At 42.9% G+C, this 22,027-nt stretch carries 39 protein-coding genes; all 39 read right to left on the reverse strand.

Annotation, left to right across the window (positions count from 1 at the left end; all coding sequences use genetic code 11):
* Positions 1 to 6 precede the first annotated feature (6 nt).
* Positions 7 to 948, reverse strand: coding sequence for a DNA-directed RNA polymerase subunit alpha (locus EYO12_01415; GenBank protein HIA91757.1), 942 nt, complete (start codon positions 946 to 948; stop codon positions 7 to 9).
* Positions 949 to 970: 22 nt separating this feature from the next.
* Positions 971 to 1,588 carry a 30S ribosomal protein S4 gene (gene rpsD / locus EYO12_01420; GenBank protein HIA91758.1) on the reverse strand — a complete coding sequence of 206 codons (618 nt, stop codon included), beginning with the start codon at positions 1,586 to 1,588 and terminating at the stop codon, positions 971 to 973.
* Between the two features lies 1 nt (position 1,589).
* Positions 1,590 to 1,985 (reverse strand): 30S ribosomal protein S11, encoded by a 396-nt coding sequence (gene rpsK / locus EYO12_01425; protein ID HIA91759.1) that lies wholly within the window; start codon positions 1,983 to 1,985, stop codon positions 1,590 to 1,592.
* Positions 1,986 to 2,088: 103 nt separating this feature from the next.
* Positions 2,089 to 2,475, reverse strand: coding sequence for a 30S ribosomal protein S13 (gene rpsM / locus EYO12_01430; protein ID HIA91760.1), 387 nt, complete (start codon positions 2,473 to 2,475; stop codon positions 2,089 to 2,091).
* Between the two features lie 3 nt (positions 2,476 to 2,478).
* Complete coding sequence (locus EYO12_01435; GenBank protein ID HIA91761.1) at positions 2,479 to 2,595, reverse strand: 50S ribosomal protein L36; 117 nt, start codon at positions 2,593 to 2,595, stop codon at positions 2,479 to 2,481.
* A gap of 2 nt (positions 2,596 to 2,597) precedes the next feature.
* On the reverse strand, positions 2,598 to 2,819 hold the full coding sequence (infA, locus tag EYO12_01440; GenBank protein ID HIA91762.1) for a translation initiation factor IF-1: 222 nt from the start codon (positions 2,817 to 2,819) through the stop codon (positions 2,598 to 2,600).
* A gap of 113 nt (positions 2,820 to 2,932) precedes the next feature.
* Complete coding sequence (locus EYO12_01445) at positions 2,933 to 3,580, reverse strand: hypothetical protein (protein HIA91763.1); 648 nt, start codon at positions 3,578 to 3,580, stop codon at positions 2,933 to 2,935.
* 25 nt (positions 3,581 to 3,605) lie between these two features.
* Entirely contained in the window at positions 3,606 to 5,042 is a 1,437-nt protein-coding gene (secY, locus tag EYO12_01450) for a preprotein translocase subunit SecY (protein ID HIA91764.1), read from the reverse strand.
* 32 nt (positions 5,043 to 5,074) lie between these two features.
* A complete protein-coding gene (rplO, locus tag EYO12_01455; GenBank protein ID HIA91765.1) occupies positions 5,075 to 5,551 on the reverse strand; it encodes a 50S ribosomal protein L15 in 477 nt (158 codons plus the stop codon).
* Positions 5,551 to 6,102, reverse strand: coding sequence for a 30S ribosomal protein S5 (locus tag EYO12_01460; GenBank protein ID HIA91766.1), 552 nt, complete (start codon positions 6,100 to 6,102; stop codon positions 5,551 to 5,553). Before EYO12_01460 ends, rplO begins: the two co-directional genes overlap by 1 nt.
* Positions 6,103 to 6,444, reverse strand: coding sequence for a 50S ribosomal protein L18 (locus EYO12_01465; protein HIA91767.1), 342 nt, complete (start codon positions 6,442 to 6,444; stop codon positions 6,103 to 6,105).
* 11 nt (positions 6,445 to 6,455) lie between these two features.
* Complete coding sequence (locus tag EYO12_01470; GenBank protein ID HIA91768.1) at positions 6,456 to 6,989, reverse strand: 50S ribosomal protein L6; 534 nt, start codon at positions 6,987 to 6,989, stop codon at positions 6,456 to 6,458.
* Complete coding sequence (rpsH, locus tag EYO12_01475) at positions 6,990 to 7,385, reverse strand: 30S ribosomal protein S8 (protein HIA91769.1); 396 nt, start codon at positions 7,383 to 7,385, stop codon at positions 6,990 to 6,992.
* A gap of 12 nt (positions 7,386 to 7,397) precedes the next feature.
* Positions 7,398 to 7,667, reverse strand: coding sequence for a 30S ribosomal protein S14 (gene rpsN / locus EYO12_01480; protein HIA91770.1), 270 nt, complete (start codon positions 7,665 to 7,667; stop codon positions 7,398 to 7,400).
* Positions 7,667 to 8,239: a 50S ribosomal protein L5 gene (gene rplE, locus EYO12_01485; protein ID HIA91771.1), complete on the reverse strand. Its 573-nt coding sequence runs from the start codon at positions 8,237 to 8,239 to the stop codon at positions 7,667 to 7,669. Before rplE ends, rpsN begins: the two co-directional genes overlap by 1 nt.
* A complete protein-coding gene (gene rplX / locus EYO12_01490; GenBank protein ID HIA91772.1) occupies positions 8,239 to 8,562 on the reverse strand; it encodes a 50S ribosomal protein L24 in 324 nt (107 codons plus the stop codon). Before rplX ends, rplE begins: the two co-directional genes overlap by 1 nt.
* Positions 8,562 to 8,930, reverse strand: a complete 369-nt coding sequence (gene rplN / locus EYO12_01495) for a 50S ribosomal protein L14 (protein HIA91773.1) — start codon at positions 8,928 to 8,930, stop codon at positions 8,562 to 8,564. The genes rplX and rplN overlap by 1 nt, the downstream gene beginning before the upstream one ends.
* On the reverse strand, positions 8,927 to 9,175 hold the full coding sequence (gene rpsQ, locus EYO12_01500) for a 30S ribosomal protein S17 (protein ID HIA91774.1): 249 nt from the start codon (positions 9,173 to 9,175) through the stop codon (positions 8,927 to 8,929). The genes rplN and rpsQ overlap by 4 nt, the downstream gene beginning before the upstream one ends.
* Positions 9,175 to 9,375, reverse strand: coding sequence for a 50S ribosomal protein L29 (gene rpmC, locus EYO12_01505; GenBank protein ID HIA91775.1), 201 nt, complete (start codon positions 9,373 to 9,375; stop codon positions 9,175 to 9,177). The genes rpsQ and rpmC overlap by 1 nt, the downstream gene beginning before the upstream one ends.
* A gap of 5 nt (positions 9,376 to 9,380) precedes the next feature.
* The gene (gene rplP, locus EYO12_01510; GenBank protein ID HIA91776.1) at positions 9,381 to 9,803 is read right to left on the reverse strand and encodes a 50S ribosomal protein L16; all 423 of its coding nucleotides are present in this window, start codon (positions 9,801 to 9,803) and stop codon (positions 9,381 to 9,383) included.
* Between the two features lie 2 nt (positions 9,804 to 9,805).
* On the reverse strand, positions 9,806 to 10,435 hold the full coding sequence (rpsC, locus tag EYO12_01515) for a 30S ribosomal protein S3 (GenBank protein ID HIA91777.1): 630 nt from the start codon (positions 10,433 to 10,435) through the stop codon (positions 9,806 to 9,808).
* Positions 10,435 to 10,911 carry a 50S ribosomal protein L22 gene (locus EYO12_01520; protein HIA91778.1) on the reverse strand — a complete coding sequence of 159 codons (477 nt, stop codon included), beginning with the start codon at positions 10,909 to 10,911 and terminating at the stop codon, positions 10,435 to 10,437. Before EYO12_01520 ends, rpsC begins: the two co-directional genes overlap by 1 nt.
* Before the next feature lie 2 nt (positions 10,912 to 10,913).
* Positions 10,914 to 11,180: a 30S ribosomal protein S19 gene (gene rpsS, locus EYO12_01525; GenBank protein HIA91779.1), complete on the reverse strand. Its 267-nt coding sequence runs from the start codon at positions 11,178 to 11,180 to the stop codon at positions 10,914 to 10,916.
* Positions 11,181 to 11,183: 3 nt separating this feature from the next.
* A complete protein-coding gene (gene rplB, locus EYO12_01530; GenBank protein HIA91780.1) occupies positions 11,184 to 12,023 on the reverse strand; it encodes a 50S ribosomal protein L2 in 840 nt (279 codons plus the stop codon).
* A complete protein-coding gene (locus EYO12_01535; GenBank protein ID HIA91781.1) occupies positions 12,023 to 12,316 on the reverse strand; it encodes a 50S ribosomal protein L23 in 294 nt (97 codons plus the stop codon). Before EYO12_01535 ends, rplB begins: the two co-directional genes overlap by 1 nt.
* Positions 12,316 to 12,960, reverse strand: coding sequence for a 50S ribosomal protein L4 (gene rplD, locus EYO12_01540; GenBank protein HIA91782.1), 645 nt, complete (start codon positions 12,958 to 12,960; stop codon positions 12,316 to 12,318). Before rplD ends, EYO12_01535 begins: the two co-directional genes overlap by 1 nt.
* Complete coding sequence (rplC, locus tag EYO12_01545) at positions 12,960 to 13,580, reverse strand: 50S ribosomal protein L3 (GenBank protein HIA91783.1); 621 nt, start codon at positions 13,578 to 13,580, stop codon at positions 12,960 to 12,962. Before rplC ends, rplD begins: the two co-directional genes overlap by 1 nt.
* Before the next feature lie 394 nt (positions 13,581 to 13,974).
* Positions 13,975 to 14,232: a hypothetical protein gene (locus EYO12_01550; GenBank protein HIA91784.1), complete on the reverse strand. Its 258-nt coding sequence runs from the start codon at positions 14,230 to 14,232 to the stop codon at positions 13,975 to 13,977.
* Entirely contained in the window at positions 14,225 to 14,521 is a 297-nt protein-coding gene (locus tag EYO12_01555) for a hypothetical protein (GenBank protein HIA91785.1), read from the reverse strand. The genes EYO12_01550 and EYO12_01555 overlap by 8 nt, the downstream gene beginning before the upstream one ends.
* A gap of 138 nt (positions 14,522 to 14,659) precedes the next feature.
* Positions 14,660 to 15,313, reverse strand: a complete 654-nt coding sequence (locus tag EYO12_01560; GenBank protein ID HIA91786.1) for a hypothetical protein — start codon at positions 15,311 to 15,313, stop codon at positions 14,660 to 14,662.
* Positions 15,314 to 15,315: 2 nt separating this feature from the next.
* Positions 15,316 to 15,660 carry a hypothetical protein gene (locus EYO12_01565; protein HIA91787.1) on the reverse strand — a complete coding sequence of 115 codons (345 nt, stop codon included), beginning with the start codon at positions 15,658 to 15,660 and terminating at the stop codon, positions 15,316 to 15,318.
* Positions 15,653 to 15,883: a hypothetical protein gene (locus EYO12_01570; GenBank protein HIA91788.1), complete on the reverse strand. Its 231-nt coding sequence runs from the start codon at positions 15,881 to 15,883 to the stop codon at positions 15,653 to 15,655. Before EYO12_01570 ends, EYO12_01565 begins: the two co-directional genes overlap by 8 nt.
* Before the next feature lie 57 nt (positions 15,884 to 15,940).
* Positions 15,941 to 16,258, reverse strand: coding sequence for a 30S ribosomal protein S10 (gene rpsJ / locus EYO12_01575; protein HIA91789.1), 318 nt, complete (start codon positions 16,256 to 16,258; stop codon positions 15,941 to 15,943).
* A gap of 147 nt (positions 16,259 to 16,405) precedes the next feature.
* Positions 16,406 to 16,771 (reverse strand): hypothetical protein, encoded by a 366-nt coding sequence (locus EYO12_01580; GenBank protein ID HIA91790.1) that lies wholly within the window; start codon positions 16,769 to 16,771, stop codon positions 16,406 to 16,408.
* An 84-nt stretch (positions 16,772 to 16,855) separates the two neighbouring features.
* Positions 16,856 to 18,040, reverse strand: coding sequence for an elongation factor Tu (gene tuf, locus EYO12_01585; protein ID HIA91791.1), 1,185 nt, complete (start codon positions 18,038 to 18,040; stop codon positions 16,856 to 16,858).
* Between the two features lie 170 nt (positions 18,041 to 18,210).
* Positions 18,211 to 18,636, reverse strand: coding sequence for a hypothetical protein (locus EYO12_01590; GenBank protein HIA91792.1), 426 nt, complete (start codon positions 18,634 to 18,636; stop codon positions 18,211 to 18,213).
* 24 nt (positions 18,637 to 18,660) lie between these two features.
* Positions 18,661 to 20,748, reverse strand: coding sequence for an elongation factor G (fusA, locus tag EYO12_01595; protein HIA91793.1), 2,088 nt, complete (start codon positions 20,746 to 20,748; stop codon positions 18,661 to 18,663).
* A 282-nt stretch (positions 20,749 to 21,030) separates the two neighbouring features.
* Complete coding sequence (gene rpsG / locus EYO12_01600) at positions 21,031 to 21,519, reverse strand: 30S ribosomal protein S7 (protein ID HIA91794.1); 489 nt, start codon at positions 21,517 to 21,519, stop codon at positions 21,031 to 21,033.
* Between the two features lie 68 nt (positions 21,520 to 21,587).
* On the reverse strand, positions 21,588 to 21,995 hold the full coding sequence (locus tag EYO12_01605) for a 30S ribosomal protein S12 (GenBank protein HIA91795.1): 408 nt from the start codon (positions 21,993 to 21,995) through the stop codon (positions 21,588 to 21,590).
* Between the last annotated feature and the right edge of the window lie 32 nt (positions 21,996 to 22,027).

Genomic DNA, 22,027 nt, shown 5'->3' on the forward strand with positions numbered 1-22,027 from the left:
TTTCTCCTACAATTCCAGTTCGTCTAGTTTTTCTTGTACTTCGTCCAGTGCTTTCGCTCCGAAACCTTTGAGTTCTTTCAACTCAGCGTCACCTAGAGTAACCAAGTCTTGAACAGTGTGGATGTCGTTGTTGATCAAGGCATTTGTTGTGCGTGCTGTAAGGTTAAGGTTTTCAATTGGAGTCATAAGTTCGCTAGGTTCTTCGTCACGAGCTGGTGTTTTAGCAGGTTCTTCGTGAGTGATAGTTTCAACGGTTGTTGAACCAGCCAGCGCTGCGTATTGCGCTTTCAAAATAGCTGCTGCTTCTTCAAATGCGTCATTAGGAGTAATTGTTCCGTCAGTATCAACAGTAATTGATAGCTTGTCGAGGTTAGTAATTCGACCAACACGGGTGTGTTCAACTTTGTAGCGTACGCGAAGTACCGGGCTGAACAATGCGTCGACTGCAATCATGTCAGACGGCTTGTCGTTTTCACCCATTTCTTCAACAGTAAGATAACCACGTCCTGATTCAACAATAAGATCCATAATTAAAGCGCTCTTTGAGTCGTCAAGAGTAGCAATTACTTGGTCGGTGTTAACAACTTCAACGTCAGACGTTACTTTAATGTCAGCTGCTGTAACTTGGCCAGCACCTTTTTTCTCGATTCTAAGTAGCTGTGGTTCGTCATTGAAAACCTTGAAACGAAGTTTCTTAAGGTTAAGTAAAATATCAACTGCGTCTTCTTTTACGCCTTTAACAGTAGTAAATTCGTGTGTAGCACCTTCAATTTTGAAAGCTTTTACAGCTGCGCCAGAGATGCTTGAAAGCAACACTCGTCGCATGCTGTTACCCAAAGTCATACCGTAACCGGTGTGTAGGGGTGTAATTACAAATGTAGAACTAGTCGGACTGTGAACGTCTTCCTTTGTGATTCCTGGTGTTTGTACCGCGTGATTAGTTTGCATGAGATTCTCCTTATCTTCTGTACTAACGTGAGTAGTACTCTACGATTAATTGCTCATTTATTCCTGGCTCCGCTTCCTCGCGTTTTGGAGTACCAGTTACTTTAATAGTAAACTTTTTCTCATCAGCTGCCACCCAACTCAATGGTGCTTGCTCGTTATTTTCACAGATTTCTGTCATGTGCTTGAAGTATTCAGTATTTGTAGATCGTTTTCTAACAGTTAGAACGTCACCAGCTTTTACACGAATTGAAGGAATATCGATTCGTCGACCGTTCAGTTCAAAGTGTCCGTGGTTAACCAATTGTCGTGCAGCTCGTCGGCTTGGAGCAAATTTAGCTCGATATACAACATTGTCAACTCGTCGCTCTAATAGTTCGATCAAAACAACTCCAGTTCGGCCTTTTGTTCGACCGGCTTCGGTTATAAGTCGTCGGAATTGCTTTTCAAGTAGTCCGTACATTCGTTTTACTTTTTGCTTTTCGCGCAACTGTAAACCGTAGTTACTTAGTCGTTGCTGACGACCACGACCGTGTTGGCCAGGGATTGTTGCTCGTTTTACGAGTGCTTTGTGCGCTTTCGGGTGCAAAGCAATACCTTCGCGTCGACTTTGCTTAACGATTGGACTTCTGTCTCGTGCCATATTAGCCTCTCCTCTGCTTTCGTGGTCGAACGCCACCGTGTGGTACACCAGTAACATCGCGTATTGAAGTAACTTGAATATCTGCAGTGTGTAGTGCGCGGATAGCTGTGTCGCGACCTAGACCTATACCTTTTACAAATACATCAGCTTTTTTCATACCAAATTGAGATGCCGCGTCTGATGTAGCTTTTTCGCTAGCAATTTGCGCAGCATAGGCAGTACCTTTTTTACTTCCGCGGAAACCACTTGCACCGGCACTCGCGGCAGTTAGGGTGTTACCGCTGCTGTCGGTTACTGTAATAATTGTGTTGTTAAACGTAGCTTGAATATGAACCTGTCCGCTAACAACTGTTCGTTTTGCTTTCTTTCGTCTGGTGGTTTTTTTAACGTCTGCCATTAAAACGCTCCTATCAGTCGCTTGGAAGCTAGAAGCTGGAAGGTGGAAGATGGTGTGTTGTAGGTTGTGTTCATTCTATATTCTTTCTTCATTATTCTATCTTCTAAGTTTTGGTTGCTGCTTTAGGTTGTGCGCCAGAAACGGCCATTCGTCGTCCACGCTTTGTACGAGCGTTAGTTCGAGTTCGCTGTCCTTTAACTGGAAGGTTCTTTTTGTGTCGTTCACCACGGTAAGAACCGATATCTTTCAGTCGTTTTACGTTTGCTCGGACAACACGGTGTAGTTCACCTTCAACTGTGTAGTTTGCGGTAATTTCTTCACGTATTGAACCTAGTTCTGCTTCGGTCATATCTTTAACGCGAGTTTTGTGGTCAATGCCAAGTTTGTTTAGAATTTTTTCACTTGTTGTTCTACCAATACCATGAACATACGTTAGCGATATTACTACTCGTTTGTTTGATGGTACTTCTACTCCAGCAATTCGTGCCATAAGTTAACCCTGCCTCTGTTTGTGTCGAGGTTTACGTTTGTTAATTACATACAAGCGACCTTTACGGCGAACGATTTGATCGTCTTCACTGCGTTTTTTTATGCTTGCCTGTACTTTCACGCTTACCCCTTACGGTATGTTATGCGACCTTTGGTTAGGTCGTATGGTGTTAATTCTACTGTTACTGTGTCGCCAGGGACGATACGAATGTAGTGTTTTCGCATTTTGCCTGCAACATGTGCCAAAATCTCATGTCCGTTTTCAAGCTCTACTCGAAACTTAGCAGCGGGTAACGCTTCTTTGATAGTCCCTTGTAACTCGATTACTTCTTTAGTCTTTGACATACACTAGTGAGCAACTATACACACCTCTGTTTAATATGTAAAGACTTTTGGCGTAAAATATATACGCCGTGCGACTTATATTTGCGCAAAGCTTTAACTAATAATATCAAATACTAGCTAATATCTTCAAGCGATTGTTTTATTAGGTCTACACTCTGAGCTGCTTCAGCTAAGAATTCTTTGCGAATATCAATATTATCTTGGACATCCTTTACAATAGCTGTCGTAATAGGTCTGTGCGGATCGTAGTCGCAGTACTTAGCTGCGAAATCACCAACAGAAGCTGGGCTCTTTGATACTGTTTCAGAGCCAAAATCACCAAACTCTACCTGCTTGGCATAAACCACCTCGTCGTTGATTGTTGACATCGTTTCGGTATCCTCGCCTGAAAAATAACCCTTTCCGAGTGGATTTTTCAGTGCAGGGATTCCTGCAAAAGCTGTTATTTGAAAGTACTCTTCATCCGCATCATTAACTAACGAAACCCGCAAATAGCCTGTTGCTTCATTGCTACTCAAAACAGGTATAAGATGTGTGGCTACCTGAGACACATTTCCGTCTTCTTGGATCTCTTCGGTTGGCAGGCGCTCAATCAATCTACTTAAATATTCAATCATTGGCGCTTCTTCGTCTGATAAAGAGGTTAGAGCGTGTTGAACTTCGGCAAACTCGTCGCTTTTGTAATAGTCTTCCAGTTCTCTATTTCTACCAACTCGCTGACCAAGTTCCTCGCATGCATTTGTGAGTTCTTTTGCATCCATTGAAGACTCCCTTATTATATTTTATTTATTCAGGTGCGTCGTAAGTTATCATTAATGCTTTGGATTCAAGCTGACGCAATGACTCAATAGCAACTGACACGACAATCAATAGACCCGTACCACCAACTGTTAGCAATTGATTACCGGTGAAGCGTTCGGCCAAAAACGGTAAGATAGCGATAAAGCCAAGTGCAAACGAACCAAATAATGTTAATCGGTTCACAATACCCTTAAGGTATTTTTCGGTCTTTTCGCCAGGGCGAATACCAGCCACGAAGCCACCTTGTTTTTGTAGGTTTTCGGCGATTTCTTTTGGATTAAAATATAACCCGGCTGAAATATAGCTGAACAGCACGACCAAAGAAAAATACAAGGTTGGATAAATTACATTGCTGCTGCCGTCGGTAGACGTAGATGCACCGCCAAAGTATCCACCACCAACCGCAAACCAGTTTTGCAGATTAGTACCAATATTTTGCAGCCATTCGCTGCTTGCACTTTGCAGCAATGTCCCTAAAAACGGAGGAACCGACAAGAACGCAACAGCGAAGATGATAGGGATAACACCAGCGATGATTAGCTTAATTGGAAGCACCGTGTCGACGCCGCCGTATGCTCGGTTGCCGCGGATTCGTTTAGCGTAGCTAATAGTTACAATACGCTGCGCTTCATTTAATTTAACGACGAAATAGGTCACGACTAACGTTATGACCAAAAACAGCAGTACTATAAATATTGCCGTCAAGTTAAACGGAACCGTAAACTCAAAGCCTAAGCCGGTACTTATGCCCGGGATATCAGTTTTAAAAATATAGTCAGCACCTGGGGCGAATGCTGGCAGTAGTATGTTTGCAATACTCGGTAGTTGCGTAACAATACCAGCAAAGATAATAAGCGAAATACCATTACCTACACCTTGTTCGCTCATAAGTTCACCAATCCACATTAGTAGCATCGAACCAGCAACTAGTGAGGTGATCATCACAACCCAGTCAACAAAGCTGGCAGTTGCTATAATGTCCAGCCCAGATGAGCTTTGTACAACTTGTCGAATTAAGAAGATCATTCCGAAACTTTGAGCAATAGCCAGTGGGAGTGTTAGGTAACGAGTGTACTGGTTAATTTTTGTTCTACCAGATTGGCCTTCTTTGTTGAGTTCTTGCAGCTTAGGAATAACTTTGGTCAGAATCTGCATGATGATTGAAGAGTTAATGTACGGCCCAATACCCATCAGCATGATAGAAAATCCAGCCAATGCTCCACCGCTTAAAATATCAACAAAACCAAATAAACGCTGATTGGCAAAAGCTGATTCAATCGCAGCGCGAATTTCTGTTGCATCACCAAACGGCACCGGAATATAGGTCAGAATTCTGAAAATAACCACTAAAAAGGCGATAACGAAGATCTTCTTCCGCATATCAGCATTTTTAAATGCTGCTCTGATAGTCTTCCAGTTCATCTAACCTCCTAGTTTTTGCCAACCCGAATAATTTATTTGCTAGCGTCGTCTTTTTTCGATGTCTTTGGACGTGCCTTTTCAACAAGTTTAACACTTCCGCCAGCATCTTTTACAGCTTTTTGTGCGCCAGCTGTTACAGCGTGAACTTCAACATCTTTGGCAGACTCTAGTTTAGTCGCACCAATCAATTTGATTTTCTCGTATGCATCTTTAACTAGTCCGGCTTCTGCAAGTACTTCTGGAGTGATTTTTTTAGTTTTTAGACTGTTTAAGTCGTCGGTAGTGACTTCTTGAGCAGCAGCGCGTTTACTTTTAAAACCTTTAAGTTTCGGAAGTCGCTTAACTAAAGGTGTCTGTCCACCTTCAAAGTTTGGCTTGGTGCGGTAGCCGCTACGCGATGCTTGTCCTTTTGTTCCGCGGCCAGCAGTTTTGCCCTGTCCAGCAGAAATACCACGACCAACTCGCTTCTTTGTCTTCTTTTTCGATACGTCTAAATCTTGGAATAACATTATTTAGCCTCCGCTTTTGCTTTAGTGGCTTTTGTCTTTTTCTTTTCTGTCGGTTCATCAAGTGTAGTAACCCAGTTTTCTTTTGGCTGTAGGGCTTTTAAGGCGTCGATTGTAGCGTAGGCAACGTTGATTTTGTTGCTTGACCCAAGTGACTTACTAAGTATGTTCTTAACCCCAATCACGTCAATGATTGAACGAACTGTACCGCCAGCAATAGTACCAGTACCTGGTCGAGCAGGCTTTAGTAGCACTACTGCACCAGCGTGTTTCTTCTGGATTGTGTGTGGAATTGTGCCGTCTTTAATCGGAACAGTAATCATGTTCTTTTTAGCAACATCGACAGCTTTAGCAACAGCTAATTGAACGTCTTGACCTTTACTTACACCAACACCTACGCGAGTTTTATTATCGCCAACAACTACCAAAGCTCGGAATCTGAACCGTCGGCCACCTTTAACAACTCGTGCAACACGGTCAATATTAATAACGTTTTCTGTAAATTCACTCACAGGTCGGTCGTCTCGTCGGTTTTGTCGTCTATTGTCAGCCATCTACAACTCCATTCCTTCTTCACGTAGCTTATCTGCGAATGCTTTTAGTTTACCGTGGTATTTTTTGCTGCCTCGGTCAAGCACAACGCTTGTTAGCTTTGCTTTTTTAGCTGCGGCCGCAAATTCTTTCGCAAATGTCGCTGCGCCTTCAATATTGCTAGCCGAACCACTTTTCATTCCAAGCAGAGTCTTGTGATCAAGGTCATTTATAATCTGAGCGTGCATTGCAACATTAGACACGTGCACAGTTAGTCGTGGACGCTCAGCTGTACCGCGAATAATGTTTCGTACTCGTCGTTTGCGTGCTTCTTGTAATCGTCGTTTGTTATCAAGTCTTGCCATAATCTACCTTCCTACGCCGCTGTCTTTCCAGCTTTACGTACAATGTATTCGTCTTTGTAGCGAATACCTTTTCCTTTGTACGGTTCTGGTTTTCTGATTTCCCGAATTTGAGCTGCCGTCTGTCCTACAAGTTGCTTATCGTAACCAGTAACTTTGATTACATTTCCATTTACTTCAGCTTGAATGCCTTGAGGTACTTTAAACTCAACATCGTGTGAATAACCGATTGCAAACTTAAGGTTAGTGCCAGCCATTTGAACGCGGTAACCAACACCATGTAATTCAAGTTCTTTACTAAAGCCTTCGCTTAGGCCAACAATCATGTTGTCGATTAGGGTGCGCATTAATCCGTGGTATCCACGAGTTTTCTTTTCGTCGTTCTGACGAGCAACTGTAATTGACTGGTCTTCGATGACCACGTCTATACCTGGTAAAACGTCTTGCGAAAGTTCACCTTTTGAGCCACGAACAACTATTAGGCCGTCTTTAATTTCTACGGTTACACCTGAAGGAATTGTGATTGGTTGTCTACCTATACGACTCATCTAAAATACCTTACACATTAGTTCGCCACCAATGCCCTCTGAACGTGCTTCTGCATCTGTCATTACACCTTTTGATGTACTTACAATCATTATTCCGCGACCGTCCATTACCTTAGGTATTTTGTCAGCCTTAACATACAGACGTCGGCCAGGCTTAGAAATACGAGCTAATTCGTTAATTTTCGGGCTTGAATCTGTCTTGTTTATAGTGATCTTAATCTCTTTAAACTTACCTTCTTCAATTGTTTCGATTGCTTCTAAAAAGCCAGCTTCAACTAGTAGCGTTGCAACTGTAAGCTTTAGCTTAGAAAAAGGAACACGAACTTGGTTTTTATTAACAGCGATTGCATTTCTGATTCTTGTTAACATGTCTGCGATTGGGTCTGTTGTAATCATAATTGTTCCTTTCTACCAGCTGGCCTTAGTGACGCCAGGGATATTACCTTTGCTTGCTTGTTCACGGAAAGTTACTCGAGATAAACCAAATTTACGCATATAACCTTTGCCACGACCGGTCATTGCGCAACGAGTAGTTCTTCGAGTTGGGCTTGAGTTACGAGGTAGCTTTGCTAACCCTTCGTAATCGCCAAGCGCTTTAAGCTCAGCACGCTTTGCAGCGTATTTCTCAATCATTTTATCGCGCTTTTTATCGCGCTCTACTATAGAAGTTCGTGGCATTACTTATTCTCCTTTTGTAGCGGTACGCCTAGTTTGCGCAGAAGAGCCTTTGAAGATTCCTTATCTTCTGCTGTTGTTACAATGTTAATCTGTAGCCCGTGCAATACGGCTGTGTCTTCAAATGTTAACTCAGGGAAAATTGACTGTTCTTTGATCCCAATACTGTAGTTTCCTTGTGGGTCAAATGACTTAATGCTTACACCGTGGAAGTCACGAACCCGAGGTAGGACTATGCTCACAACGCGGTCTAAGAATTCGTACATTCGCGCACCGCGCAGAGTAACTCGGTAGCCAACAACTTCGCCTTCACGAAGTTTGAATCCTGCAATCGATTTGCGAGACTTGGTTTCTGCTGGTTGCTGACCGGTGATTTTCCGTAGTGTGTTAATAACCGTTTCTTTCATGCGGTTATCACCTTTGCTGCGACCGACGCCAACGTTTACAACAATCTTTTCAAGCTTAGGAACTTGATTGATGTTACTTAGATTAAGTTCTTTTTTAAGCTCATCACGAACGGAGTCAAGATATAGCTGGTGAATTCGTGGTCTCTGTACTGCAGTTTTGGTAGCCATTACTTAATCTCCTTTCCGTTTGCTTTAAAAATACGAGTCTTGTTACCTTTGTCGTCAACTTTGTAGCCAATTCGTGTAGTCTGGTCTTTCTTACTTGGGTGAACAATCCCAACTTTAGAAACCCAAATTGGTTTAGTAATTTCAACCACTGCCCCAGTATTGTTTTGTTGGTTTGGCTTACGGTGTTTTTTAACAACATTAACGCCTTCAACGGTAACTTTGTTGTCTTTAGGGTGCACAGCAGTTACTTTGCCGGTCTTACCTTTGTCGCGGCCAGATCGAACCATAACAGTGTCACCTACGCGAAGTTTTACAGTGTTCATTACAGAACCTCCGGTGCGAGTGAAATTATTTTCATGTAGCCCATGTCACGAAGTTCACGAGGTACAGGTCCAAAAATACGAGTTGCACGAGGCTGTTTGTCTTCGCCGATGATTACAGCTGCGTTGTCATCAAATTTAATTGTAGAGCCGTCTTTACGGCGAATAGTGTTCTGAGTTCGAACAACAACTGCTTGCACAACACTTTTCTTTTTAACTTGGCCGGTTGGGCTAGCTTGCTTAACGGTAGCGGTAATAACGTCACCAACTTTGGCGTATCGTTTTTTTGAGCTACCAAGTACACGAATACAAAGAATTTCTTTAGCTCCACTGTTGTCAGTTACTTTTAGTCTGCTTTCTTGTTGAATCATGCTAGACCTGCCTTTTTGGTAACTTCTTTAAGGTTCCATCGCTTAAGTCGAGACTTTGGTGGACATTCAACAATAGCTACAGAGTCACCGAGTTCGGCTTCGTTCTTTTCGTCGTGAGCGTGGTACTTCTTAGATACAATATAGGCTTTACTGTAGATCGGGTGTTGAGTACGACGATCAACACGCACAACAATAGTTTTGTTGTTTTTAGCAGAAACCACAGTTCCATTTAAAATACGTGCCATTACGCTGTCTCCTCTTTTGTCTCTTCATTAATTACAGTTAAAATTTTTGCGATGTCAGTTCGAAGTTGTCGAGCTTCGTGTAGGTTGCCCCGTTCACTTACTCGCTTTTCCCTAACCTTCTCGGCAAGCTCTGCTCGCTTAGTAGCAAGTAGATCTTGGAGTTTTTTCACATCTTGTCCGCGAATTTCAGAAATATTCATCGTCTTTACGCCTCTCCTGGAACTTCTTTAATCACAAATTTGGTCTTAACCGGTAGCTTGTGGGCTGCAAGTCGCATAGCTTCTCGAGCGATATCTTCAGTTACACCGTCCATTTCGAACATAATTGTGCCAGGCTTAACTTTTGCAACGTGGAATTCTGGGTTACCTTTGCCGCTACCCATTTTTAGACCTAAAGCCTTACGAGTAACTGGGGTGTGTGGGAATATTCGAATCCAGATTTTTCCACCACGTTTTACGTAACGAGTCATTGCTCGTCGAGATGCTTCGATTTGTCGTGAAGTAATTCGCTCAGCAGTGGTTGCGCGTAAGCCGTACCTACCGAAGCTGATTTCATTGTTACTACTAGCAACACCGCGGTTTTTACCTTTACGTACTTTTCGGTACTTTTGTTTATTCGGCATTAACATGACTACAGAACCTCACCTTTGTTAATCCAAACTTTTATGCCAATCTTGCCAGCTGCCGTGTGAGCTTCAACAAGCGCATAATCAATGTCAGCACGAATAGTGTGTAGAGGAACAGAACCTTGAATTTCTTTTTCGCGACGTGCCATTTCTGCATTGTTAAGTCGGCCAGCAACTTCGATACGAATTCCCTTAGCACCAGCGCGCATAGCGTTAGCAGCGGCTTGCTTTACTGCTCGGCGGAAGTTGATGCGTCGTTCAAGTTGATTAGCGATGTTATCAGCTACAACTTTGGCATATACTTCTGGCTTTTTAATTTCTTCAATGTTTACACGAACAGTAGTTTTTAGGATCTTTTCTACATCTGCCTTAAGTTTTTGCGCACCAGCACCACCGCGACCAATCACAACACCAGCTTTTGCGGTGTAGATAGTAACAGTAGTTAAGCTTGGTGATCGCTCAATCTCAACGCGGTTTATAGCACCACGCTTACCAAATGTGTCGTCAATTAACTGACGAACTTGCAAATCTTGAGCAAGCTGGTCTTTATATTGTGTGCCTGAAGCAAACCAACGTGATCGCCAGTTTTTGTTAACTTGCAGACGCATGCTGGTAGGGTTAACTTTTTGGCCCATTACTTGGTCTCCTTCTTAGCTTTAGTAGTAGTCTTTTTTGCAGCTGGTTTCTTAGTGGCGGTTGCTTTCTTGGTAGCAGTCTTTTTAGCTGCAGGCTTAGTAGTATTACTCTCTGCTGGTTTATCGCTGGTTTGAGGGTTTTCTGTGATTGAAGAAAGTGCAACTGAAATATTACTTGATCGTCGTTTGTATGGTTTTGCTCGTCCCATCGCCGCAGCTCTGAATCGCTTTAAGGCTGGTCCGTGACCGACTTGAATGCTTTCAATGAACAAATCGTTCTTTTTCATTTTATTGTTGTGAACAGCATTAGCTACAGCTGAATTTATTAGTTTAGCTACAGGTTCTGCTGCTCGACGTGGTACGTGTTCTAAAATTACTAATGCGTCTGCTACAGTTCGACCACGAACTAATGAAATTACTTCATGTACTTTTCTTGGACTCATGCGCACACCGTTGGCTTTTGCTATAACACTCATAATTACTTAGCTAACTTTCCACCGTGCTTACGGAACTTACGAGTTGGGGCAAATTCACCAAGTTTGTGACCAACCATGTTTTCGGTAATAAATACTGGAACGTGAACCTTACCATTATGTACAGCGATAGTTCTGCCAACCATTTCAGGGCTAATAGTGCTGGCGCGGGCCCAGGTTTTAATAACACTGCGGTCATCAGCTCCGAGTGCGTCAACTTTTTTAGCTAGTTTAAAATCTACAAATGGTCCTTTTTTCAGTGAACGACTCATATACTACCTCTTCCTCTTAGCCTGGTGGCGGTTACGTACAATAAATGCGTCAGAACTTTTTCGGCGACGTGTTTTGTAGCCAAGGGTTAATTGACCCCATGGAGTTTTTGGATCTCGTCCTGGGCCGTGACTACCACCGTCACCACCACCGTGCGGGTGATCTGCAGCGTTCATTACGACTCCTCGAACGCTTGGGCGCCATCCCATTCGTCGTCGACGACCGGCGCTACCCCATTTAATGTTCTGATGTTGTTCATTTCCAACGCTACCAATTGTAGCCATGCAGCTAAGGTGGATTTTTCGGATTTCACTACTTGGTAGGCGCACTTGTGCGTATTCACCTTCTTTAGAAGTAAGCTGTGCACGATTACCCGCGCTGCGAACAAGTTGTCCACCTTTACCTGGTTTCATTTCAATATTGTAAATAACGCTACCGGTTGGGATAGTTTTTAAAGTCATTCGGTTACCGGGTTCGATCGGTACTTCTTCGCCGCTTTCAATCACCATACCCTTGTGCATTTGTGCTGAAGCAAGAATGTAGTGCAACTTGTCATTTTGGTCTTTAACTAAAGCAATGTTAGCTGAACGGTTAGGGTCATATTCAATAGCTTCAATTGTAGCTTTTGTTCCAGCTGGCAAGCCAAACGTGATGTGTCGGTAGTAGCGCTTTACACCAGAACCACGGTGCCGAGTTGTTATACGACCTTGGTTGTTTCGTCCAGCGGTAGACTTTTTAATAGACGTTAGTGACTTGGTTGGTTTCTTTTTTGTGATTTGGTCAAAATCACGAGTAGTCATGCCGCGTCGGCCAGGAGTAGTTGCTTTATAGTTTTTTACAGCCATTACGAAATATCCTCAAAAAACGGCAGTGTTTTGCCGGGCATTAATGTTACGTATGCACGCTTTACGGTTTTGCGCTTTCCCTCAATTGGGTAGCGTCGTTTACGTGGGGTGGTTTTAACTTTACCTTTAGCAACGGCAGTTCTTACAGACTTAACTGAAACATCATACTGCTCTTGAACAGCTTCCTTGATTTGTTGCTTATTAGCAGACGGATCAACGTCAAACATGTACGTATTACCTTGTTCGCTTAAGAAATAGCTTTTTTCAGAGATTCGAGGTTGAATAAAAATCATTACTTGCTCTCCTTGTCTGCAAGCCAAGCGTCAACAACGTCAAGAGCTTTTTTAGTAAATACAACGCTGTGAGCATTTAAGATGTCGTACACGTTTAGGTAGTTAGCTTGAACCAGTTTCACAAAATCAAGGTTGTTAGTTGCCCGAACATTTTGATCAGTTTTGTTGTCAACTACGAGCACTACCGATCGAGTAGAGTCGAGCTTAGTCATTAGTTCAGCAGCATGCTTTGTTTTACCGTCTTTTGCTACAAAATCATCGATAACTTTAATTGTTCCAGCATTTGCAGCAACACTCAATGCTTGTTTAACGGCAGTCTTTTTAGCCTTACGGTTTAATTGTTTGCTGTAATTACGGTTGTTTGAAGGACCAAAGGTTACTCCACCGCCACGCCAGATTGGTGAGCGGATAGAACCGTGACGAGCACGACCAGTACCTTTTTGCTTCCATGGTTTACGTCCACCACCACGAACTTCACCGCGACCAAGAACACTAGCTACGCGAGTTCGGCCATTTGCTTGGTGAGTTAGGTAGGCTTGGTGTAATAACGAGTGGTCTTTAACTTCAAGGCCAAATACATCTTTGTTAAGTTTTGCCGCAGTTGCTGCTTTAGTACCGGTTTTTGAATATGTTGCAACAGCCATTATGCAATACCTCTAATTACGACGTGTCCTCGTTTTGGACCAGGAACAGCGCCTTTAATACCAACTAGTTGGTTCTTTTCGTCAACATAGGCAACTTTAAGATTAAGTGTAGTAGTTGTTTCACCACCCATGCGTCCAGCCATTCGTTTACCTTTAAAGACTTTTTGTGGGTACATAGAGCCGATAGAGCCTGGTCGTCGAACATAGCCGTTTCCACCGTGCGTTCGCTTACTGGTGTTAAAGTTATGTCGCTTAACAGTTCCTGCCCAACCTTTTCCTTTGCTTGTACCGGTAACTTTAACTTTGTCGCCAATTTCGAAAATTCCAGCATTAAAAGAGCCGCCAACTGACGACTCTTCTGATAATTCCATGTCTCGAACTTCACGAATAAATTTAGGTTGTGATTTTACGTTATTCTTTTTAAGACCGTCTGCTTGCGGTTTCTTCATGTGCTTTGCTTCACCGTAACCAAGCTGTACAGCTGTGTAGCCGTCAGTTTCTTCTGTGCGCACACCAGTAATAGTGTTTTCGCCAACATGAATTAAGGTAACAGGAACCATAGCACCATCGTCGTTGATGATTTGAGTCATTCCGATTTTTTTACCGAGCAAAGCTTTCACGCTTGATTCCCCTTGTCATACGCGTATAAAAAATACGGGCTGGTGAGCGGTTTTTAGATGTGCATATCTGTTATCTAAACCTTCTCAGTCGCCACGCAACATACACGTGTTTTTGTACTTCCATTAACACTACAGTCAAAGACTACTGTTGTCAACACTTGTTCTGGGATTTTTTATAATTTGTTTCTGCGCCGCCACACAACAAAAAAAGTTGCGTACGTTGCATAAATTAAAAGAAACACTCCGATTAAACTTGGATCTGGATTTTTCGCTTTTTCATATAAAATAATCAGTTCCACTAGTGTAATGAAGAAAAAAAAGAGCTGAAAAGCTAAATGCTTAGCATAAATGGCCATTCTTTTTGGAAAATTTAACTTCGAAAATGAATTTTTGTTCACAATAAGAAAACAAGCCCAAGCGGTGCCACGTAACTTAGTGCAGCGCTGGCTAGAAGAATTGCATATTCAATTTTCCTATCAAGCTGAAAATGATCATGATGAGCAAATAACAACCCGACAATAAATCCAATTGGGATAGTTTTAGTTATACCGGCGGTTTGATCGAAGGCAATCCACACCCCACCCAAAATAAAAAATAATACTATTTTTAAAAAATACAGCGAATCTGGCTCTTCACTCTGTTTATTAGACATCGATTAATTCACTTTCTGGCAAAACTATCTCTTGACTTTCATCTGTTCCTGCTTGGCAAGCTAAGCTTATTGAATCTATTGCGCCTAACATCTCTAGTGACGAAGCGTCAGTCGCAACAATCTCATCTGCTGCTCTTGCAAGTTTAGACGTTGCAAAATAACAGTTTTGGCACGCTTCTTCCAGTCCCCTTAACGCAAGTTCGAAATAAACATTCGATTTAATTTCAGGATTGGGGTACTTACTGTCACCGGCAATCTTCAATTCTTCGAGTAGTTCTGTTGTATTCATACTTATGATCTTACTCGACAGTTACCGATTTTGCTAGATCGCCAGCTATACGGACTTCGTCCAGCTTAGATATTTGCTAGTAATAAGTAAGAGGATTTATTTGTAGGCAACTATACTGAAGATGAACGAATCCAATCGCTACTCGGTTCTTATCTCTACTATAAACACCGCAGCTTTTTCTCGTCTTGTAGTTTGCAGCGTCAGTGAATCGCGACTCTTGTCTAACGTCAACTTGTCCTCACCCTCAAAATGGTACACCCGTTCAGAAAATATTAGTGCTGACAAATGACTAACATTTCGAATGTTGCCATCAAGGTCATAAAGATAACCCGTGGCACTGCGCAGCGCATGATCGTCTATTCTCGGGACTACTTCATCTGCAATACTATTGGCTGTTCTGGCGGTTCTTCCGTGTTCAATCAAGTGCGCTTTAATTGATAACTTTACACCTTGAAGAGTATCAGCTAGTACTCTTGCAATTCTGTTCGATTCTGTAGTTTGCAGAACCTCTTCATCGACTGAGTCCGCAGAATTGGCAATTCTTGCGCGAACAACCGTGACAGAACCCAAGTGGTTTGCTTTGTTTCCCTGTTCAACGGGGTGAATCATCCCGTAGGGTGATTCCGATACGTAAATTGGTTGATCATGATGTGTACTGCTTTCAATAGTTTCGCCAACCAACCACGAATTTTCTAACTCTTCTATTACCGGCTGGACTATTTCGCCTTCCGTTGGTAGTCGGTAGCCTGCTAGATAGTCTCTTTGAATATTTGGCTGAGCTTCTATACTCATAATTAATCCTTTGATTTGAAGTAATACCCAATTACAAACCCAAGCACGGGGCCTAAAATTGATCCGTATTGTTGCATCAAATCCGGCAGTGACAACCGTAAACTGTCAAAATTTGAGTCTCCAGATACTGCAGCATTATAAGTTGGTATGCCAACTATCAATAACGTTAATATGACAAAAAAATATTTGACCGATTGTTTAGCTATTTCATCACGCGTAGAAGTGTCACTAACTTTTGATAAAGCAGAAACTAGTTCTGGCAGGGTGTCGTCTCGTTCATTTATTCGCTTTTCAAGTTCTACTTTTAACTCTTGCTGTTTGCGTTTACTGGTTAGTGGCTCAGCCATTGTTTGACCCTTCTCCCACAACCTTAGCAACCGATTTATTTAAATTATCGTAATTTTTAAGCATTTTCTCGACTGCAGCTAATAACTCGTCTTTTTGAGCGCTACTGCGTGAAGCACTGACAATTGCTAGTAATTCTCTGATAAGTTCTAGATACGTTCCTGTTTCTTGCAGAAGCCGAGCCTTCTCATTAACATTAGAGCTGCTTTTTGGTTTATCGTCCATATAAAAAGCCTAGTGGTTTACCCACTAGGCTGCAAGCATATGCGCTAAGGACGATGGTTACATCTTGATTTCAGCGTCGCATCCGGCTGGCAAACTAAGGTTCATTAATGAATCAATAGTTTTTGGCGTTGGCTCTGTGATATCAATCAATCGCTTGTGAACACGCATTTCAAATTGTTCACGTGATTTTTTGTACACGTGCGGTGAACGAATAACAGTATACGTAGACTTTTTTGTCGGCAATGGAATTGGTCCATTTACTTTTGCGCCTGTTCGCTCGGCGGTTTCAATAATTTGCTTTGCACTCTGGTCAATTACTTTGTGATCGTACGCTTTTAGACGAATTCGAATTCGTTGCTTTTGTTGATCGGCCATATGTAAATCCTTTGTTTTGAGATTACGCGTCTAAACACTCGCGGCACTGTAACATCTCAAGGGTTCATAATTTGTAGAACCAAAGCGACTTTTAGTCAGTGCAATTAGTTTATGACGATATTATAGCCTAGTTAGGTCGTCTGTCAATTACAGTGGTGGCTCCAGGTCATTATCCTGGCCGCCACAGCGCAACATCGCATACGCTTCATGTTCGCGCACAACAAGAGCCTGAGCCCAAACATACTCAGCTTGATTACCCTCACTACTACGAATACTTTGCACTAAATCTTCAACCAAATCATTAACTTCGTTAGCGCCGAGCTTAGCTGGAAACGACACCCAATGGTAGTCAATCCCAAACTCTTCTGTTGACTTGATTTGACGAGGCGTGCGTAACTCATAAACAATGTGACTGCCAACCAGGACTCCTCGCAGAGCAGCATCTAGCTCATCGTTAGTACGTAAACTGCACACATCTTCATTAAGTTTCGATTGTATATGCAGGTCTTCCATGTGATCTATATAATACAGTAGCCAAAAAATAAAAAGAACCTCGCAAATAACGAGGCTCTTTTTGAGCGGTCAGTCAAACTGCTACTATTTGTTGATTTTAGTCACAACACCAGCACCAACAGTTCGGCCACCTTCACGGATAGCAAAACGTAGCCCTTGGTCCATAGCGATTGGCTGGATAAGCTTCACTTTGAAAGTGATTGTGTCACCAGGCATAACCATTTCAACGTCAGCTGGAAGTTCAACTTCACCAGTTACGTCCGTAGTACGGAAGTAGAACTGTGGCTTGTATCCTTTGAAGAATGGAGTGTGTCGTCCACCTTCGTCTTTAGTTAGGATGTAAACTTCAGCGTCAAATTCTGTGTGCGGAGTAATTGTTCCTGGCTTTGCCAAAACTTGTCCACGTTCAATGTCTTCACGTTCAACACCACGTAGCAACACACCAACGTTGTCACCAGCTTGACCTTGGTCAAGGTTTTTGTTGAACATTTCAACACCAGTTACTGTAGTTTTTGTAGTGTCTTTAAGACCAATGATCTCAATTTCTTCACCAACTTTAACTACACCAGTTTCTACACGACCAGTTGCAACCGTTCCACGTCCTTTGATTGAGAAAACGTCTTCGATTGGCATTAGGAAGTCTTTGTCTAGTTCTCGTTTTGGCTCTTCGATGTATTCGTCCATAGCCTTAACAAGTTCCATTACAGAGTTCATGTGTTCTTCGTCGTCTTCAAGAGCTTTTAGTGCAGAACCTTTAATGATTGGTGCGTTGTCGCCATCAAAGTCGTACTTGCTAAGAAGTTCACGAACGTCCATTTCAACTAGTTCTACTAGTTCAGGGTCAGCCATGTCCATCTTGTTCAAGAAAACAACAATCTTTGGTACACCAACTTGGCGAGCCAATAGAACGTGTTCACGAGTTTGTGGCATTGGGCCATCAGCTGCGGATACAACCAAGACAGCACCGTCAACCTGTGCAGCACCAGTGATCATGTTTTTTACGTAGTCAGCGTGACCAGGCATGTCAACGTGTGCGTAGTGACGATTTTCTGATTCGTACTCTTGGTGAGAAGTAGCAATGGTAATACCACGTGCTTTTTCTTCTGGAGCTTTGTCAATTTCGTCGTAAGCAATTGACTTGTTTACGTCGCTTGGAAGCTTTTTAGACAGCGTGTAAGTAATCGCTGCAGTTAGTGTAGTTTTACCGTGGTCAACGTGGCCCATAGTACCAACGTTTACGTGCGGCTTTGAACGATCAAAATCAGCCATTCAATTTCTCCTTTTCATAATAAAAAGCTCGTTTATTTATGAGCTTTTTTGGTTATGAGTTTTATTGTTAATACTTAATATTTACGCGGTCCATGTTGCATAGCAGCAACGCCCTCACGCGAGATACTGTATAGCTTATCGTAACTGTGGTGGGATGTAAAGCTAATCGACTAGGATATTGTGCTTTCAAAAAGATGTTCTTCTAACTGAGATTTGCTAATAAATTCACCAATCTCTAAAGGTATTTGCTCTTGTGAAGCCAAGTCTAAAATAAAAGAACCTGTGCAACTCACCTCTCTGCCAGTTTCGTCAATTGTATATCCTCGTTCTTTGTCGCTTTGATCTTCGCAGGCATCAATAAGGACTGTCACTACATCATGAGTGGAATGATATACTCTTCGTCTTTGCAGGTATATCGGATTATCGGTAAGGCTGTACATCGCAATATTTGGAGGCAGAATCCTGTACCGATTCGCCGTACCTTCTTCTACTGAGCTCACATATCCCTGTTCAGGGAGTCGGGCTACATCTGCAGCGCAACCACTCACCATAACAGCAGAAGCTAACGTTGCTGCTGCTGTTTCCGTGAGTTTCATAAAGCTCCTGGTTGGGGCCTACTCTTAACCTTGCTGCTTAGCAATCACTGCTTCGGCTACGTGTGGAGGTACTTCACCGTAGTGGTCAAGTTCCATTGAGCTAGCTGCACGTCCTTGGGTTTTTGAACGAAGGTCGTTTGTGTAGCCAAACATTTCAGCCAAAGGCACAAACGAAGTAATTTCTTTAGCATTTGCTGGCAAGTCTTCCATTGATTCGATTCGGCCACGACGAGAGTTTAAGTCACCAACGACGTCACCCATGAATTCTTCTGGACAGATTACAACAACTTTCATGACAGGTTCGAGTAGTACTGGGTTTGACTTCTTAACACCAGCTTGTAATGCCATTGATCCAGCGATTTTAAAGGCTGCTTCAGACGAGTCAACGTCGTGGTAGCTTCCGTCATACAGGCTGGCCTTAATGTCAACAACTGGGTAGCCAGCAATAACACCATTAGCCATAGCTTCTTCGATTCCTTGCTGAACAGGCTTAATGTATTCTCGAGGAACAACGCCGCCCTTAATTTCGTCAACAAATTCGAATCCAGCACCTGGTTCTTGTGGCTCAAGACGCAACCATACGTCACCATACTGACCACGACCACCAGACTGTCGAATGAACTTACCTTGTATTTCAACACCAGATTTCTTAATAGTTTCACGGTATGCAACCTGTGGTTGACCAATGTTGGCTTCAACCTTAAATTCTCGTTTCATACGATCAACGATAATTTCTAAGTGAAGTTCGCCCATACCGCTAATAATTGTCTGGCCAGTTTCGTGGTCAACCTTAACGCGGAATGTCGGGTCTTCTTCAGCCAAACGCTGAAGGGCGACACCCATTTTTTCTTGGTCGGCTTTAGTTTTAGGTTCAATTGCAATTGCTACTGGAGGGTCAGGGAAATCAATCTTTTCAAGCATAATTGGACTACCGACATCACTCAGTGAATCACCGGTAGTGGTATCTTTAAGACCAACAGCAGCTGCAATATCACCAGCTTTTACTGACTTAACTTCTTCCCGGTCGTTCGCGTGCATACGGAGCAAGCGACCAATTCGTTCTTTATTGCCTGTAGATACATTTAGTACGTACGATCCAGCATCCAGTGTGCCTGAATAAACTCTAAAGAAGGCAAGCTTACCGACAAATGGGTCGGTTGCGATCTTAAAAGCCAAAGCAGATAGTGGCTCACTGGTGTCGGGTTTACGTTCCATAGTCTCTTCGGTTTTCGGGTTTTTACCGAATGTTGAACCTCGGTCAAGTGGACTTGGGAGGTAATCAACAACAAGGTCAAGAACTTTTTCTACGATCACGCCGCGTCCGTCGCCGCCAGTTACAGCAAAGAATTCACCAGACAAAACAGCTTTTCTAACTGCTGACTTAATTTCTTCTTCGCTTAGAGCTTCTTCGCCGTTTTCGAGGAACTTCATCATTAAGTCGTCGTCAAATTCAACAGCTGACTCAATTAAAAGACTTCGATAATTTTTAGCTTTTTCAAGCATATCTGCCGGTACATCGCCCTCTATAAGTTCTTTGTCAGTAAAGTCCTTGTAGGTGTAGGCTTTCATGCTAACGAGGTCGATAATGCCGTTAATTTCTTTTTCGAAGCCAATCGGTAGGTGAATTGGGTGAGCGCGGCGAGTTAAGCGAGCGTGAATACTGTCCAGTGATTTATAGAAGTCACCACCGGTTTGGTTAATTTTGTTTACAAAGCAAATACGTGGAACACCGTACTTGTTGGCTTGGCGCCATACAGTTTCGGTTTGGGATTCAACACCCATTTTTCCGTCAAATACAGTAACTGCACCATCTAATACACGCAAAGACCGCTCTACCTCGACGGTAAAGTCAATGTGGCCGGGGGTGTCGATAATGTTAATTTGGTGATCTTTCCAGTAACACGTTGTAGCAGCAGATGTAATGGTAATACCACGTTCTTGCTCTTGTTCCATCCAGTCCATTGTGGCTTCGCCGTCGTGAACCGCACCAATTTTGTGCTTCATACCGGTGCGATACAAAATACCTTCGGTAGTTGTTGTTTTACCTGCGTCAATATGCGCAATAATACCGATGTTTCGGTAGTCTTTTAGTTCATATGTCTTGTCTGCCATGTGGTACGTTGCTCCCATTCACTACAAGTGAAATTATTTAACTTTAAAATAGCCGCTGTTCGCGGCTCGTTACACCTAGAATACCTCTAATTGTTATCTGGTGCAAGATAACAAAATCCAGCAATCTCCATCTGCGCGATCTTCGCTGATAACGCATCGCGCCTAATTCCATGCACGAGCGGGTCGCTTGTGTCCTGAGAATACTCAGAAGCTTGTTCAGCCGACATGCCGCTCATGCGATCTAATTCTAAATCGTAAAGGTGTTTAAGATTCATTCAACAATTAGTAGCGGGCGAAGTGTGCGAACGCACGGTTGGCTTCGGCCATTCGGTGTACGTCTTCTTTTTTCTTAACAGCTGAACCAGTTTCGTTAACCGCATCAACAATTTCGGCAGCCATTACTTCTGCAAATGGCTTTCCTGCACTTTTACGTCGAGAACGAGCAGCTTCGATAAACCACATTAGTGTTAAGTGAGTCTGACGATTACCTTGTACAGGGAATGGAATTTGATAGTTTGCTCCACCAACGCGTCGTGATCGGACTTCTACACTTGGACGAATATTATCGATTGCTTGTTCGATGGTCTTAAGCGGGTCTTTTGACTTAAGCTTAGTAGCAGCCAATTCCATAGCTTGGTAAACTGCAGCTTCAGCTTTTTGTTTCTTGCCGTCTTGCATAGTCTTGTTAATGATTTTTTGAACCAAAACAGAGCCGTACTTACGGTCGCCCGGAATGTCTCTGATTAATGATTTAGTCTTCTTACGTGGCATAATTACTCCTTTAGTTGTGGTCGGCTCCCGTTATGTAGCGGGCCGTCTTCACTATTGCCTTATTATAGTTAGTCTTTTTTAGCGCCGTACTTACTGCGTCGTTGTTTACGGTCGGACACGCCCTGAAGGTCGAGTGTTCCGCGAACAATGTGATAACGCACGCCCGGAAGGTCCGGTACACGCCCGCCACGCACGAGAACAACAGCGTGTTCTTGTAGGTTGTGACCTTCGCCGCCAATGTACGCCCAAACTTCTTGACCGTTTGTTAGACGAACACGAGCCACTTTACGTAGCGCTGAGTTTGGTTTACGCGGGGTTCGGGTAGTCACCTTAATACAAACGCCACGGCGTAGTGGTGTGTCTTTTTTGTATTTACGATTGTGCAGTGAATCCTGAACAAAGTGCAAGTCAGCTGACTTACTCTTCTTTTTTGTGGTTGATCGGCCCTTACGAACCAATTGGTTAATTGTAGGCATTACGCTCCTGCTCTTTCTTCAAATGTGAACTT

Source organism: Candidatus Saccharibacteria bacterium, assembly GCA_012965045.1.
Lineage (GTDB): Bacteria > Patescibacteriota > Saccharimonadia > Saccharimonadales > DTSZ01 > DTSZ01.